Genomic DNA, 14,317 nt, shown 5'->3' with positions numbered 1-14,317 from the left:
GGCACCCCGGGCCCCGCGAAGCGTCACGCCGCCCCCGCGCGAGGCGGGCCCCGTCGGAACGTCCGCCGGGGCCCCGCTCACCCCGGACCCGCGGGTCCCCGTCGCCCCCGGCGGCGACGCCGGCGCCCCCTCGCGGTCAAGGGCCTCAGGGACGGCACCCCCGGGATCCTCGGCCTCGCCCTGCCGCTCTTCGTGGGCGCCCGTGCCGAGGCCTGGTACATGCTGGTCGTCGTGGTCGTGCCGCTCGTCGACACGGTGACCGTGCTGCGGCACGGTGGCACCAGGGCCGTGGCCTTCGGGGTCCACTTCGCCACCGCCGTCGCCGTGCTGATCGGCGCCGGACCGCTCTTCGCGGTCCGACCGCGCCAGGACCGCCCGCACAGCCCGTACAGCCCGTACAGAGGGGAAGCCATGTCACTGTTCGTGCCGAAGTTCGACGACTCCGTGGTCGTCCGCGACGCCGACGCCGAGGTGGTCGGCGGCGACCCGGTCGCCGTGAAACTGCTCGCCGACAGCAGCGCGTCCGGCGGCGCGCTGTCCACCGTGCGCGTCACGCTCGCGGAGGGAGCCGACGGCGCCCGCCCGCACCTGCACCGCAACTCCGCCGAGATGTTCTTCCTGCTCGACGGCGAGGCCCGGGTCCTGTCCGGCGACGACATCGTCGACGCCGAGCGCGGCGACCTCGTCGTCGTCCCGCCGGGCAGGCCGCACGCCTTCGCCGCCGCGCCCGGCAGCACCGCCGACCTCCTGATCGTCATCACCCCGGGCGTGGAGCGCTTCGAGTACTTCCGTCACCTCCAGCGCGTCCGGCTGGGGGAGGCCGGCCCGGAGAGCCTCCTCGAGGTCCAGGAGCTGTACGACAACCACTTCCTGCGCAGCGAGGCCTGGGAGGCCCGCCGCTGACGCACCGGACCGCCGCCGGGGCGAACCGTTTCACGGGTACCTGCCCGCGCCCCCTAGGATTGGGCCCAAACCACACACACTCACCCCAGAGGAACGCTGCATGCCTGGCATCACGCGCGAGGAGGTCGCCCACCTCGCCCGGCTGGCGCGTCTGGAGCTGAAGCCCGAAGAGCTCGACCACTTCGCGGGACAGCTGGACGACATCATCGGCGCGGTCGCCCGCGTCAGCGAGGTCGCCGACCAAGACGTACCGCCGACCTCGCACCCGCTCCCGCTGACGAACGTCATGCGGGCGGACGAGGTCCGTCCGTCGCTCACCCCCGAGCAGGCGCTCTCCGGCGCCCCGGCCCAGGAGCAGCAGCGTTTCAAGGTGCCGCAGATCCTGGGGGAGGACTGATCCCATGACGGACATCATCAAGCTCACGGCCGCCGAGATCGCGGGGAGGATCGCCTCCGGCGAGCTCACGGCGGTCGAGGTCACCGAGGCCCACCTCGCCCGCATCGAGGCCGTCGACGAGAAGGTGCACGCCTTCCTGCACGTCGACCGCGAGGGCGCCCTCGCGCAGGCCCGCGCCGTCGACGAGAAGCGCGAGCGCGGCGAGAAGCTCGGCCCGCTGGCCGGCGTCCCCCTCGCGCTCAAGGACATCTTCACCACCGAGGGCATCCCGACGACCGTCGGCTCGAAGATCCTCGAGGGCTGGATCCCGCCGTACGACGCGACCCTCACCAGGAAGCTGAAGGCCGCCGACGTCGTCATCCTCGGCAAGACCAACATGGACGAGTTCGCCATGGGGTCCTCGACGGAGAACAGCGCCTTCGGCCCGACCGGCAACCCGTGGGACCTCACCCGCATCCCGGGCGGCTCCGGCGGCGGCTCCTCCGCCGCCCTCGCCTCCTTCGAGGCCCCCCTCGCCATCGGCACCGACACCGGCGGCTCCATCCGCCAGCCGGCCGCCGTCACCGGCACGGTCGGCGTGAAGCCGACGTACGGGGCCGTCTCCCGCTACGGCATGGTCGCCTTCTCCTCCTCCCTCGACCAGGGCGGCCCCTGCGCCCGCACGGTCCTGGACGCGGCCCTGCTGCACGAGGTCATCGCCGGGCACGACCCGCTCGACTCGACCTCGATCGACGCCCCGGTCCCGCCGGTCGTCGAGGCCGCCCGCAACGGCAGCGTCGCCGGCATGCGCGTCGGCGTCGTCAAGCAGTTCCGCGGCGAGGGCTACCAGGCCGGCGTCATCCAGCGCTTCGACGAGTCGGTCGAACTGCTGAAGGAGCTGGGCGCCGAGATCGTCGAGCTGGACTGCCCGTCCTTCGACCTGGCGCTGTCGGCGTACTACCTGATCGCCCCGTCGGAGTGCTCGTCCAACCTCGCCCGCTTCGACGGCCTGCGCTACGGCCTGCGCACCGGCGACGACGGCAACCACTCCGCCGAGGAGGTCACCTCCCTCACCCGTGAGGCGGGCTTCGGCCCCGAGGTGAAGCGCCGCATCATGCTCGGCACGTACGCCCTGAGCTCCGGCTACTACGACGCCTACTACGGCTCCGCCCAGAAGGTCCGCACGCTCATCACGCGCGACTTCGAGAAGGCCTTCGAGCAGGTCGACGTGATCGTCTCGCCGACCACGCCCACCACCGCCTTCCCGATCGGCGAGCGCGCCGACGACCCGATGGCGATGTACCTGGCCGACCTGTGCACCATCCCGACCAACCTGGCGGGCAACGCGGCCATGTCGCTGCCCTGCGGTCTCGCCCCGGAGGACAACCTCCCGGTCGGCCTCCAGATCATCGCCCCGGCACTGAAGGACGACAGGCTGTACAAGGTCGGCGCCGCCGTCGAGGCGGCCTTCGTGGAAAAGTGGGGGCACCCGCTGCTCGAGGAGGCTCCGTCGCTGTGAGTGCACTGACCAAGGCCAAGGGCTTCAAGAAGTCCAAGTCCGGCACGTACCTGACCATGGCCACCACCGCGTTCGGCGCGTTCGGTGTCGCCAAGCGTCTCAAGAAGGCCCGCGCCGAGCAGGACACCCTGGTCCTGATCGACGCCACCTTGTCCGCCGCCGCCATCGTCACCGGCCTCGCCATCCTCTACCGCGAGCTGAAGCGGCTGGGCGACGACGACGTCCTGCTGGGCTGAGAGGGAAGTTTCACCGTGACCACCACGATCGACCTGGTGTCGTACGAGGAAGCACTCGCGTCGTACGACCCCGTCATGGGCCTCGAGGTCCATGTCGAACTCGGCACCAAGACCAAGATGTTCTGCGGCTGCTCGACCGCGCTCGGCCAGGACGCCAACACCCAGACCTGCCCGGTCTGCCTCGGCCTGCCCGGCGCGCTCCCGGTCGTCAACGCGACCGGCGTCGAGTCCGCCATCAAGATCGGCCTCGCGCTGAACTGCGAGATCGCCGAGTGGTGCCGCTTCGCCCGGAAGAACTACTTCTATCCGGACATGCCGAAGAACTTCCAGACCTCCCAGTACGACGAGCCGATCGCCTTCGACGGCTACCTCGACGTGCAGCTGGAGGACGGCACGACCTTCCGCGTGGAGATCGAGCGCGCCCACATGGAGGAGGACACCGGCAAGTCGACGCACGTCGGCGGCGCCACCGGCCGCATCCACGGCGCGTCCCACTCCCTGCTGGACTACAACCGCGCCGGCATCCCGCTGATCGAGATCGTCACCAAGCCGATCGTCGGCGCCGGCGAGCGCGCCCCCGAGGTCGCCCGGGCGTACGTCCGCGAGCTGCGCGAGGTCATCCGGGCGCTCGGTGTCTCCGAGGCCCGCATGGAGATGGGCCAGATGCGCTGCGACGTGAACCTGTCGCTGATGCCCAAGGGCGCCGACACGTTCGGCACGCGCTCCGAGACGAAGAACGTGAACTCGCTGCGGTCCGTGGAGCGCGCGGCCCGCTTCGAGATCCAGCGGCACGCGGCCGTCCTCGGCAGCGGCGGCACGATCGTCCAGGAGACCCGCCACTTCCACGAGGACACGGGGTCGACGACCTCGGGCCGCGTCAAGGAGGAGGCCGAGGACTACCGGTACTTCCCCGAGCCGGACCTGGTGCCGGTCGCCCCCTCCCGGGAGTGGGTCGAGGAGATCCGCGCCGGGCTGCCGGAACTGCCGCTGGCCCGCCGCAACCGCCTCCTCGCCGAGTGGGGCGTCTCCGCCACCGACATGCAGGCGATCCTCAACGCCGGCGCCCTGGACCCGATCGTCGCCACGATCGAGGCCGGCGCCGACGCGGCCTCCGCCCGCAAGTGGTGGATGGGCGAACTGGCGCGCAGCGCCAACGAGTCCGGCAAGGCGCTCGACGAGCTGGCGATCACCCCGGCGCAGGTCGCCCGGGTCACCGAGCTGGTGAACTCCGGCGACCTGAACGACAAGCTGGCCCGCCAGGTCATCGAGGGCGTCCTCGCGGGCGAGGGCACCCCGGACGAGGTCGTCGACAAGCGCGGGCTGAAGGTCGTCTCCGACGACTCGGCGCTGGGCACGGCCGTCGACGAGGCCATCGCCGGCAACCCGGGCGTCGCGGACAAGATCCGCGGTGGCAAGGTGGCCGCGGCCGGCGCCCTGGTCGGCGCGGTCATGAAGGCGACCCGCGGCCAGGCGGACGCGGCCCGCGTCAAGGAGCTGATCCTCGAGAAGCTGGGCGTCAGCGAGGGCTGAGCCCACCACCGCGGTACCCGGGGGGATGCGCCGACGCCGGCGCATCCCCCCGGCTCGCTCTCCGGCGCGAGGCGCTACGCTCGCCCGCCATGAGTGGACGTACCGACTCCGACACCCAGGACGACATACGGGCCGACGCGATGGACGACCAGGAGACCGGGGGGCCGACGCCCCGGGTCCCGGAGACGGACGGGCACCCCGGGACCGGCAGGCGTACCGAGGCCGCCAGGCGCCGGGGCGCCGACGGGCACCCGGAGGCCGACGCGCCTCCGGAGCCGGACCAGCACCCGGAGACGGACGAGGAGGACGGCACCGAGGACGCCCGGCGGGCCCGCTGGACGGCGACCGGCACCGGCGCCCTCCTCACCCTCGCCGGCCTGGCCGCGGCGCTGATGCGCCTCGGCGGCTCCGCCCCGGCCCTCGTCCCGGCGGCCTACGCCCTCGGCGCCGCCGTCTGCGCCCTGGCCGCGGTCCTGGGCTCCCGCGGCCGGACCCGGCGGTCGCTGTGGCTGCTGATCGCCGGAGTGATGATCATGGCGGTCGGCGACCAGTCCGACTGACCGCGCGACGAGGCCGGCCGCCACGGCCCTCACCCGCCCCCTTCCGGCCCCCGCCCTCGTGCGCCTGCTCGACGCCGCCGGCCGGCGCCTGCCGCGCGCATCGGCATCGGACCGCCCGCGTCCCGTGCGGTCCGTGAGAGGCTCACCGGCGTAGCCGAGGGACTCGAGAAGGGGCGGCAGCCGGATGTACGCGATATCGCTGGGTGACGACGGAGCCGAACTGCGCCCGCTGGAGCCCTGGCACGCCGAGGAGTTCCTGGCCCACCTGGACCGGGGCCGGGAGTTCATCGGGCAGTTCATCGCCTTCGGCACGAAGGAGACGGACGTGGCCTCCGCCCGGGCCCTGCTCCAGCGCTACGCCGACATGCGCGCCGCCGACACCGGCTCCCTGCACGGACTGTGGCTGGAGGGCACGCTCGTGGGCGGTGTGCTGTTCCTCAACTTCCACGCGGAACAGGGCAACTGCGAGGTCGGCTGCTGGCTGGAACCCGCCGCCACCGGCCGCGGACTGGTCACCCGCGCGATGCGCGTGCTCATCGACTTCGCCGTCGAGCAGCGCGGCGTCCACCGCGTCGAGTGGGTCGCCGCCGCCGGCAACCGGGCCAGTCTGGACGTCGCCCGGCGGCTCGGCATGACCCGGGACGGCGTGCACCGGCAGGCCCATCCCCACGGCGGGGTGCGGCACGACCTCGAAGTGTGGTCGGTGCTGGCCCCGGAGTGGCGGGCGGCACGCGGGCGTGCCGCCCACACGGATCGTTAAGGAGCCTCTCAGAGAGCGTCCGTACGGTGCTGGGCATGGGAACCAGGACTGTTGACGAGGCCGGCGCCGAGGCCGGCGAGGCCGAGCGCGACGAGGAGACGGCGGACGCCACCGGGGACGACGCGACGGCCACCGGTGACGGCGCCGGCGACGACGCCCCCGCCGCGCCCGGGGACGGCGGCGAACCCGCCGTCGGGAAGGACTCCGGCGAGGACGACGCCGAGGAGGGCTCCGGCACGGAGGGCGGCCCCTCGGGCGTCGGCCAGGGGGCCGGAGCCGTGGTCTCCGCCGCGCTCGGCCTGGTGTCGCTGAGCGGCGGCTGGATCGGCACGGTCGCCTCGGCCCGCCAGACCCTCGTCGGTCAGCTGGAGACCTCCTCCAGCGGCACGGCGAGCGTCGCCGAGCAGATCCAGGCGGTCTACGGCGACGCCTGGCAGGCCACCGCCCTGTGGGCCGGCCTGTTCGCCCTGGCCGCCCTGGTCACCGGCGTCGTGGTGCTGGTCCGGCCCGCCTTCGGCGCGCCCGGCGGGCCGCAGGCGCCGTGGATCAAGTCGGTCGCCTGGGCGGGCGTCTCGCTCGGCGTCATCGGCCTGCTCCTGGCGGTCCTGAAGTACACCGACGTGCTGCTCGGACTGCCGTCGGCGGGCTGAACCGCCACGGGCCCCGGGGGCTTCGGAGCGGCCGTAAGGACCTCACGGCCGCTCTGAGGCCCCTCCCGCGCGTCTAAGGCCCCGCCCGCCGGCCGGGATGCGGAACTCTCCCGATGTGGCGCACCCCCCTCACGGGCGACGGTGGAGGCACCGCGGCGAGCGCCGCCGCCACCGACTCCTTCCGAGGGGGACCCACCATGTACACGAACGAGTTGCAGCGGTTCCGTTCCGCCGAACTGCTCCGCCGGGCCGAGCGGGAGCGGCTGGCCCGCGAGGTCCTGCGCGGCCGGCGCGCGGCCCGTCGCGAGGCCCGGCGCGAGGCCGCCGTACGGGCCGCACGCGCCGCCGGGAGCGAGCCGCATACCGGCCGCCCCCGCCGGCCGCGGTCCGCCAGGACCGCGTGAGCGCCGGGCCGCGGGAGGGCGGCCGCACGGGGGTCCGCCGCCCGGCCCGGCCCGGCGCGCTCGCCCGGGCGGCCGTGCCGTCGATATCGGCTGGGGCGCCGTCGGCGCCCTGTGCGATGCTCGCTCCTGTGGAGACCAGGTCCGTCAGCCCCGTCTTCGTCGGCCGGGCCGACGAGTTGAACACCCTGAACGACGCGCTCTCCCGCGCCGCCGCGGGAGAGCCGCAGGCGTTGCTGATCGGCGGCGAGGCCGGGGTCGGCAAGACCCGCCTGGTCGAGGAGTTCGCCACCGCCGCCTGTCGCCGGGACGCCGTCGTCGCGCTCGGCGGCTGCGTCGAGATCGGCGCCGACGGGCTGCCGTTCGCCCCCTTCTCCACCGCCCTGCGCGCCCTGCGCCGCGCCCTGCCGGAGGAGCTGGCCGCCGCGGCCGCCGGCCAGGAGGAGGAACTCGCCCGGCTGCTCCCCGAGATCGGCGAGGCGGGCACGGGCCGCCACGACGAGGAGGGCATGGCCCGCCTCTTCGAACTCACCGCCCGCCTCCTGGAACGCCTCGCCGCCGACCGCACCGTCGTCGTCGCCCTGGAGGACCTGCACTGGGCCGACGCCTCCACCCGCCACCTCCTCTCCTACCTGCTGCGCACCCTGCGCAGCGGCCGGCTCGTGGTCCTCGCGACCTACCGCTCCGACGACATCCACCGCCGGCACCCGCTGCGCCCCCTGCTCGCCGAACTCGACCGGCTGCGCACCGTCCACCGCCTGGAGCTCGCCCGCCTCACCCGCGAGGAGGTCGGCCGGCAGATCGCCGGCATCCTGGCGTGCGAACCCGATCCCGCCCAGGTCGACGCCATCTTCGAACGCTCCGACGGCAACGCCTTCTTCGTCGAGGAACTCGCCGTCGCCGCCCACGAGGGCTGCCGCACCGGCCTCACGGACTCCCTGCGTGACCTGCTGCTCGTCCGCGTCGAGGCGCTCCCCGAGCGCGCGCAGAAGGTCGCCCGGATCGTCGCCGAGGGCGGTTCCACCGTCGAGTACCGGCTGCTGGCCGCCGTGGCCGGGCTCGCCGAGGACGACCTCATCGAGGCGCTGCGGGCCGCCGTCGGCGCCAACATCCTGCTCGCCGCGCCCACCGGCGACGGCTACCGCTTCCGTCACTCCCTGGTGCGCGAGGCGGTGAGCGACGACCTGCTCCCCGGAGAGCGCTCCCGGCTCAACCGGCGTTACGCCGAGGCCCTGGAGGCCGACCCGACCCGCGTCCCCGCGGACGAGCGGGTCATGCGCCTGGCCAGCTACTGGTACCACGCCCATGACGCCGCGAAAGCCCTGCCCGCCGTCCTGGACGCCTCCGTCACCGCCCGCTCCCGCCACGCCTACGCCGAGCAACTGCGGCTCCTGGAGCGGGCGATGGAGCTGTGGGACACCGCCCCCGAGGACGTGCGGGCCGCTCTGCGCCCCGTCGACTACACCGAGCTCTACCCTCCCTGCGGCTGCGACCCCGCCACCACGCCCCTGCGCTACCTCGACCTGATGGCGGAGGCCGCCGTCGCGGGCCGGCGCTGCGGGGAACGCGAACGCGCCCTGAAGATCACCAAGCGGGCGCTGTGCCTCCTGGAGGACGAGGACGACCCGCTGCGCGCCGCCTGGTTCTGGCTGCAGCGCTCCCGGCTGACGCGATCGCTGGGCCGGGGCAGCGGACGCGAGGAACTGGCCACCGCGGAGGACCTGGTGCGCGGCCTGCCGCCCAGCGAGGTGCACGCCGAGGTGCTCACCCACGTCGCCAACTGGTTCATGGTCCACGCCCCCGGACCCGACGCCTACGCCGCCGCCGAACGCGCCGTGGAGTACGCCCGCATGATCGGCGCCCGCGAGATCGAACTCAACGCCCGCCAGATCCTCGGCGTCCTCATGGTCGACTCGGGCCAGATCGAGGCCGGTCTCACCGAGCTGCACGAAGTCAAGGACCGGGCGCTGGAGGAGGACATCTCCTCCGTCGCCCTGAACGCCTACGTCAACCTGCCCTCCGAACTGGAGGCGGTCGGCCGCTCCCGCGAGGCCCTGCCGATCCTCCAGGAGGGCCGGGGCTTCGCCCAGCGGTACGGACTGCGCGAGACCGAGGCCTGGGTCCTCGGCAACCTCGCCGAGTCCCTCCTGTCCCTGGGACGCTGGGACGAGGCCGACCGTGCCCGCGCCGCGGCGGGGCGGATCGGCCTGGGCGTGGTGATCCGGGGCGTCAACGCGGCCCTGCGCGCCGAACTCGCCCTCGCCCGCGGCGACCTCACCGAGGCCGGCCGCCGCCTGGCCGCCGCGCAGGACCACTTGGGCTCCCAGGCCGACGCGCCCCAGCACGACCTCCCGCTGGCCCGCCTCGCCATCGGCGTCGCCGCGGGCGAGGGCCGCCTCCTGGACGCCCGGGCACACGTCCGGCGCGTCCTCGACCGCGGTTTCCCGCCCGGGGCCCAGCGCTACGCCTGGCCCCTGCTGGTCGCCGCGGCGGCCGCCGAGGGCGACGCCCGCACCCTGCCCGCCGCCGGGCAGGGCCGGGCCGAGATCCTCGGACGCATCCGCGAGACCGCCAGGCGGATCGCCGCGGCCGTCCCCGTCTGGCAGGCCCACGAACGCTGGCTGCGCGCCGAACTCCTGCGCGCCGAGGGCCGGGACCACCCCGAGGACTGGTCGGAGGCGGTCACCGCCTTCGAAGCGCTGGACCGCCCCTACGACCTCGCCCGCACCCGCCACCGCCTGGCCGAGGCGCTGCTGGCCGCCGGCGGCGACGACGACCGCGACCGCGCGGCCGAGCTGCTGCGCCTCACGCACGCCGTCGCCGCCCATCTCGGCGCCCGCCCGCTGGACGACGCCGCCGCCCGGCTCGCCCGGCGCGCCCGCCTGTCCGTCGGCTCCCCTCCCCGGCGGACGGCCGCCGATCCCGTCGAGGCGCTCGGCCTCACCCACCGCGAACGCGACGTCCTGCGCCTGGTCGCCGCGGGCCGCACCAACCGGCAGATCGCCGGGGAACTCTTCATCTCCCCGAAGACGGCCAGCGTCCACGTCTCGAACATCCTGGCCAAGCTGGGCGTCTCGGGGCGGGGCGAGGCGGCGGCGGTGGCGCACCGGCTGGGTCTGTTCCCGGCGGGGGCCGACGAGCGCGCGGTCGCGGGATAATGGCGGCAGGCGACCGGGGAGGAGCCGTGCCGTACCGGACCGAGCACACCGAGCGTGCCGCGCACTGACCATCGCCGTCATGCGGCCCGAAGAAGGAAGAACCATGTTCAACGCCTTCGAGGAACTGTTCTCCCCGGGTCGCAAGCACACCCGCGACGAGCAGAACCGGCTGGAGCTGACCCGGGAGGACGTCGGCGACGCCGACCCCGGGCGCGGGCCGATAGACCTCGCGTCGGGGAAGGTCGTCGTCCGTCCGCCCGGGCCGGCGGCCGCCGAGGACGCAGAGGACACAGAGGCGGACCGCGGGGAGTGAGGCCGGGCCCCGGCCCGCGCGCCAGGACCGCTCAGCTCACCCGCAGCTCCAGGATCCGGTCGTCCCCCGCCTTCGGCGTGCCCCGGCCGTCCGTGTCGCTGGTCGTCAGCCACAGCCTGTCGCCGCCCGCCGCGACCACCGTGCGCAGCCGGCCGTACTCGCCCTCGAGGAACGCCTGCGGCTCCGCCGACGCCTCCGTGCCCTTCAGCGGCACGCGCCACAGGCGCTGCCCCTTCAGCCCGGCCGTCCAGACCGAGCCCTCGGCGTAGGCGATGCCGCTCGGGGAGGCGTCGTCCGTATCCCACTGGGCCAGCGGGTCGTGGTACTTCGCGTCGTCGGAGTCGCCCTCGGCCTCCGGCCAGCCGTAGTTGTCGCCCGGCTCGATCGCGTTCAGCTCGTCCCAGGTGTCCTGGCCGAACTCCGCCGCGAACAGCCGCTGCTTCGCGTCCCAGGCCAGCCCCTGCACGTTGCGGTGGCCGTACGAGTACACCGGGGAGCCGGGGAACGGGTTGCCCGGTGCCGGATCGCCCTCCGGGGTCAGGCGCAGGATCTTGCCGCCCAGGGACTCCTTGTCCTGGGACAGGCCCCTGTCGCCGCTCTCGCCGGTGCCGACGTAGAGCATCCGGTCGGGGCCGAAGGCGATCCGGCCGCCGTTGTGGATGACGCCCTTGGGTATGCCCTTGAAGATCGTGTCGGGTGCGCCCAGCTGGTCGCCGGCGGGCCGCCGGGGGTCGTACAGCATGCGGACGACGCGGTTGTCCGAGGCCGACGTGAAGTAGGCGTAGACCATGTGGTCCGAGGCGTACGCGGGGGAGAGGGCGATCCCCAGCAGGCCGCCCTCGCCGGCCGCGGACACCCCCGGCACCTCGCCGAGCTCCGTCTTCGCCCCGGTCTTCTCGTCGACCCGGACGACCGTGCCCTCGTCACGCGAGGAGACCAGCAGCCCGCCGTCGGGGAGCGGGGCGAGACCCCACGGGCTGTTCAGGCCCTCGGCGACCGTCCGCACCACCGTGACCGTGCCCTTCGCGGGCGGGGTCGCCTCGGCCGGCTGCGAGGGGGAGGTCCGCGCGGACGTGGGGCTCGGGGACGGGCTCGCGGCGGCGCCCGGGGTTCCCCCGCCGTCGGAGGAACAGCCCGCCGCCAGCAGAAGCGCGCTCGCGGCCAGTACGGCAGTCACTGCTCGGCGTTGCACGATCTCGGTCCCTTCGACGCGGCGGGTCCCGGCGGCGGGCTCCCCGGACGGCTCCGCACCGACGGGTTCCCACGGCGGTCTCTCCTTGTCATACACCGCGCGCGCCCCGTGAGTTCCCGATCACCGCAATCGATCACGCAACCGCTCACCGGAACCGACCACGGCAGTCGCTCACCGGAACCGACCACGGCAGTCGCTCACCGGAACCGACCACGGCAGTCGCTCACCGGAACCGACCACGGCAACCGCTCACCGGAACCGACCACGGCAGTCGTCCACCGGAACCGATCGCGGTTTCCGCGCACGGCACCCGCTCACCGCGGTCGACCGGCGCGACCCACCACGGCTCCCGCGCACCGCACCCGGTCACCGCGGCCCACCACGGCTCCCGCGCACCGCATCCGGCCGGCGAAGCCGCCGCCGCTCCCGGGGGTCAGTCCCACGACCCCTGCGCAGCCGGCAGCCGCGCCACCTCGGCCAGGTCCCGCGCCGTCAGCCGCAGCCCGGCCGCCGCCGCGTTCTCCGCCACCCACCGCTGCCGCTTGCTCCCCGGCACCGGCACCACGTGCCGCCCCTGCGCCAGCACCCACGCGAGCGCCACCTGCGCCGCGGTCACGTCCTCGCCGTGCCGCGCCGCCACCCGGCGCAGACCGGCGACGATCGGCTGGTTCGCGGCCATCATCTCGGCGGTGAACCGCGGGTGCCGGGCGCGCATGTCGTCCGGCTCGAATCCCTCGCCCGGGGTCAGCGTGCCGGTCAGGAAGCCGTTGCCCAGGGGCATCGCCGCCAGGAAGCCGACGCCCCGCTGCTCGCACCACGGCAGCAGCGTCTCCAGCGCCTCCGGCGACCACACCGACAGCTCCGCCTCCACCGCGCTCACCGGGAACACCTGCTGCACCCGCTGCAACTGGCGGACCGTCGCGTCGTACAGCCGTCCGCCCGCCCGGCGACCGCCCCGCGCCCCCACCGCGCACAGCCCCAACGCCCGCACCTTGCCCGCCCGGACGAGCTCGGCCATCGCCCCCCAGGTCTCCTCGACCGGCACCTCCGGGTCGGCGCGGTGCAGTTGGTAGAGGTCGATGACGTCCGTCTGCAGGCGCCGCAGCGAGGCGTCGCAGGCCCGTCTCACGTACCCCGGGCGGCCGTTGGCCACGATGTGCTGCTCGCCCACCAGCAGGCCGACCTTCGTCGACACGAACGCGTCCGCCCGACGCTCCTTCAACACCCGCCCCACCAGGAGCTCGTTGGTGAACGGGCCGTACATGTCGGCCGTGTCCAGCAGGGACGCGCCCAGATCCAGCGCCCGGTGCAACGCCCTCAGCGACTCGTCCCCCCGCTGCCGCGACCCGCTGTACCCCCAGCTCATCGGCATGCACCCGAGTCCGACGGCCCCCACCCCGAGCGCCGCCGCGCCGATCGTCCTGCGCTCCACCTGCTCGTGACCCTCCCTCTTCCGGCCCCCCCAACCTAACCTCTGCGCCCCGGACCGCCTGACATAGCCTCCGGACCATGACTGCAGCTGACGTGTGGCTCCCCATCCCGCCGGACGAGATCGGAGGCCTCCCCGAGGGCCCGCACTACCGGTTCTGGGACGGCGGCGAGGACTTCCCCGCCGATCCGGCCCGGTGCGTGTTCTACGTGGTCCCCTACATGAAGCCCGCCGAGGTCTGCCTGCGGCCCCTGCCCCACCTGAGCTCCGCCGAGGTCGTGCAGACCCTGTCTGCCGGCGTCGACAACGTCCTGCCGGGCATCGGCTCCCTGCGCCCGGGGGTGCGGTTGTGCAACGCGCGCGGAGTGCACGAGGCGAGCACCGCCGAGCTCACCCTCACCCTGATCCTCGCCTCGCTGCGGGGCGTCGCCGACTTCGTCCGCGCCCAGGACCGGGGGGAGTGGCTCGCCGGGTTCCGGCCCGCGCTGGCCGACAAGAACGTCCTCATCGTGGGGTACGGATCGATCGGATCGGCCATCGAGGACCGGCTCGTGGCGTTCGAGCCCGCGCGGGTGGCGCGCGTCGCGCGCTCCGAGCGCACCACGGCGCGCGGTCCGGTGCACCCGCTCACCGAACTGCCCTCCCTGCTGCCCGAGGCGGACGTCGTCGTGCTGGCGACCCCGCTGACCGACGCCACCCGCCACCTGGCGGACGCGGGCTTCCTCGCCCGCATGAAGGACGGCGCCCTGCTGGTCAACGTCGCCCGCGGCCCGGTCGTCGACACCGAGGCGCTCCTCGCCGAACTGGGCAGCGGCCGCCTCACCGCGGCCCTGGACGTCACCGACCCCGAGCCGCTGCCGCCGGGCCACCCGCTCTGGCGGGCGCCGGGCGTGCTGATCAGCCCGCACGTCGGCGGCCCCACGTCCGCGTTCCGGCCGCGCGCGGAGCGGCTGTTGAGGGACCAGTTGAGCCGTTTCGTGAACCACGAGCCCCTGCGCAACGTGATCCTTACGACGGGCACCACGAGCGAGGTCTGACGAGCGCGGCACACGTCCGGACCGGTTCGGGCACCCTCCGCAGTCCTGCGGACGCGGTCCGTGCGCGCGCCGCCGGTGATCGTCACGGAGCGTAGAGGAACTATGTCCCTGAGTGACGAGACTGGTGTATCGTCCCGACAGGGGCTGCGCCGCGCACCGTTCGGCGCCGGGGACGGACATGTCAGACTGTGAGGGGGGCGACGGGCGATGCACAGCCTATGGACGAGCGATCCGACGCGGCGGAGCCGCCGCC

General features: G+C 74.3%; 14 protein-coding genes and 1 pseudogene. 13 read left to right on the top strand and 2 right to left on the bottom strand.

Going from position 1 to position 14,317, the window contains the following annotated elements:
- Positions 1-165: 165 nt before the first annotated feature.
- The 12 genes and pseudogenes from ACH4F6_RS35445 to ACH4F6_RS35390 all read left to right on the top strand — a co-directional run.
- Positions 166-273 (top strand): annotated as a pseudogene (locus ACH4F6_RS35445) (hypothetical protein); the annotation flags it as partial.
- A gap of 138 nt (positions 274-411) precedes the next feature.
- Positions 412-903: a cupin domain-containing protein gene (locus tag ACH4F6_RS35440; RefSeq protein ID WP_397964561.1), complete on the top strand. Its 492-nt coding sequence runs from the start codon at positions 412-414 to the stop codon at positions 901-903.
- 100 nt (positions 904-1,003) lie between these two features.
- A complete protein-coding gene (gene gatC / locus ACH4F6_RS35435; RefSeq protein ID WP_018531282.1) occupies positions 1,004-1,300 on the top strand; it encodes an Asp-tRNA(Asn)/Glu-tRNA(Gln) amidotransferase subunit GatC in 297 nt (98 codons plus the stop codon).
- Between the two features lie 4 nt (positions 1,301-1,304).
- Positions 1,305-2,798, top strand: coding sequence for an Asp-tRNA(Asn)/Glu-tRNA(Gln) amidotransferase subunit GatA (gene gatA / locus ACH4F6_RS35430; protein ID WP_397964499.1), 1,494 nt, complete (start codon positions 1,305-1,307; stop codon positions 2,796-2,798).
- Positions 2,795-3,034, top strand: coding sequence for a hypothetical protein (locus ACH4F6_RS35425; RefSeq protein ID WP_397964498.1), 240 nt, complete (start codon positions 2,795-2,797; stop codon positions 3,032-3,034). The genes gatA and ACH4F6_RS35425 overlap by 4 nt, the downstream gene beginning before the upstream one ends.
- Before the next feature lie 15 nt (positions 3,035-3,049).
- Entirely contained in the window at positions 3,050-4,564 is a 1,515-nt protein-coding gene (gene gatB / locus ACH4F6_RS35420) for an Asp-tRNA(Asn)/Glu-tRNA(Gln) amidotransferase subunit GatB (RefSeq protein WP_397964497.1), read from the top strand.
- Between the two features lie 89 nt (positions 4,565-4,653).
- Positions 4,654-5,124 (top strand): hypothetical protein, encoded by a 471-nt coding sequence (locus ACH4F6_RS35415; RefSeq protein WP_397964496.1) that lies wholly within the window; start codon positions 4,654-4,656, stop codon positions 5,122-5,124.
- Between the two features lie 184 nt (positions 5,125-5,308).
- Positions 5,309-5,884: a GNAT family N-acetyltransferase gene (locus ACH4F6_RS35410; protein WP_397964495.1), complete on the top strand. Its 576-nt coding sequence runs from the start codon at positions 5,309-5,311 to the stop codon at positions 5,882-5,884.
- Positions 5,885-5,919: 35 nt separating this feature from the next.
- Entirely contained in the window at positions 5,920-6,534 is a 615-nt protein-coding gene (locus ACH4F6_RS35405) for a hypothetical protein (protein WP_397964494.1), read from the top strand.
- Between the two features lie 197 nt (positions 6,535-6,731).
- The gene (locus tag ACH4F6_RS35400; RefSeq protein ID WP_397964493.1) at positions 6,732-6,938 is read left to right on the top strand and encodes a hypothetical protein; all 207 of its coding nucleotides are present in this window, start codon (positions 6,732-6,734) and stop codon (positions 6,936-6,938) included.
- 116 nt (positions 6,939-7,054) lie between these two features.
- The gene (locus ACH4F6_RS35395) at positions 7,055-10,093 is read left to right on the top strand and encodes an AAA family ATPase (protein ID WP_397964492.1); all 3,039 of its coding nucleotides are present in this window, start codon (positions 7,055-7,057) and stop codon (positions 10,091-10,093) included.
- 103 nt (positions 10,094-10,196) lie between these two features.
- A complete protein-coding gene (locus ACH4F6_RS35390) occupies positions 10,197-10,406 on the top strand; it encodes a DUF6191 domain-containing protein (protein ID WP_397964491.1) in 210 nt (69 codons plus the stop codon).
- A 31-nt stretch (positions 10,407-10,437) separates the two neighbouring features.
- Here the strand turns inward: ACH4F6_RS35390 and ACH4F6_RS35385 are convergent, their stop codons facing one another.
- Together ACH4F6_RS35385 and ACH4F6_RS35380 are read right to left on the bottom strand one after the other, a co-directional pair.
- Positions 10,438-11,583 (bottom strand): PQQ-dependent sugar dehydrogenase, encoded by a 1,146-nt coding sequence (locus ACH4F6_RS35385; RefSeq protein WP_397964490.1) that lies wholly within the window; start codon positions 11,581-11,583, stop codon positions 10,438-10,440.
- 448 nt (positions 11,584-12,031) lie between these two features.
- The gene (locus ACH4F6_RS35380) at positions 12,032-13,030 is read right to left on the bottom strand and encodes an aldo/keto reductase (RefSeq protein ID WP_397964489.1); all 999 of its coding nucleotides are present in this window, start codon (positions 13,028-13,030) and stop codon (positions 12,032-12,034) included.
- A 77-nt stretch (positions 13,031-13,107) separates the two neighbouring features.
- On the opposite strand from ACH4F6_RS35380, the gene ACH4F6_RS35375 reads away from it, so the two are divergent.
- On the top strand, positions 13,108-14,064 hold the full coding sequence (locus ACH4F6_RS35375; protein WP_397964488.1) for a 2-hydroxyacid dehydrogenase: 957 nt from the start codon (positions 13,108-13,110) through the stop codon (positions 14,062-14,064).
- The last annotated feature ends 253 nt before the right edge of the window (positions 14,065-14,317 follow it).

The sequence above is a fragment of the Streptomyces sp. NPDC017936 genome (assembly GCF_044328485.1).
In the GTDB taxonomy this organism is placed as follows: domain Bacteria; phylum Actinomycetota; class Actinomycetes; order Streptomycetales; family Streptomycetaceae; genus Streptomyces.
This window is presented reverse-complemented; position numbering and strand designations above follow the sequence as displayed.

What these genes read in the sequence shown, in the direction of transcription:
- ACH4F6_RS35395 (WP_397964492.1), top strand. Translation starts at nt 7,055, where the DNA reads ATGCTCGCTCCTGTGGAGACCAGGTCCGTCAGCCCCGTCTTCGTCGGC.
- ACH4F6_RS35410 (WP_397964495.1), top strand. Translation starts at nt 5,309, where the DNA reads ATGTACGCGATATCGCTGGGTGACGACGGAGCCGAACTGCGCCCGCTG.
- ACH4F6_RS35375 (WP_397964488.1), top strand. Translation starts at nt 13,108, where the DNA reads ATGACTGCAGCTGACGTGTGGCTCCCCATCCCGCCGGACGAGATCGGA.
- ACH4F6_RS35400 (WP_397964493.1), top strand. Translation starts at nt 6,732, where the DNA reads ATGTACACGAACGAGTTGCAGCGGTTCCGTTCCGCCGAACTGCTCCGC.
- gatA (WP_397964499.1), top strand. Translation starts at nt 1,305, where the DNA reads ATGACGGACATCATCAAGCTCACGGCCGCCGAGATCGCGGGGAGGATC.
- gatC (WP_018531282.1), top strand. Translation starts at nt 1,004, where the DNA reads ATGCCTGGCATCACGCGCGAGGAGGTCGCCCACCTCGCCCGGCTGGCG.
- ACH4F6_RS35405 (WP_397964494.1), top strand. Translation starts at nt 5,920, where the DNA reads ATGGGAACCAGGACTGTTGACGAGGCCGGCGCCGAGGCCGGCGAGGCC.
- ACH4F6_RS35390 (WP_397964491.1), top strand. Translation starts at nt 10,197, where the DNA reads ATGTTCAACGCCTTCGAGGAACTGTTCTCCCCGGGTCGCAAGCACACC.
- ACH4F6_RS35440 (WP_397964561.1), top strand. Translation starts at nt 412, where the DNA reads ATGTCACTGTTCGTGCCGAAGTTCGACGACTCCGTGGTCGTCCGCGAC.
- ACH4F6_RS35415 (WP_397964496.1), top strand. Translation starts at nt 4,654, where the DNA reads ATGAGTGGACGTACCGACTCCGACACCCAGGACGACATACGGGCCGAC.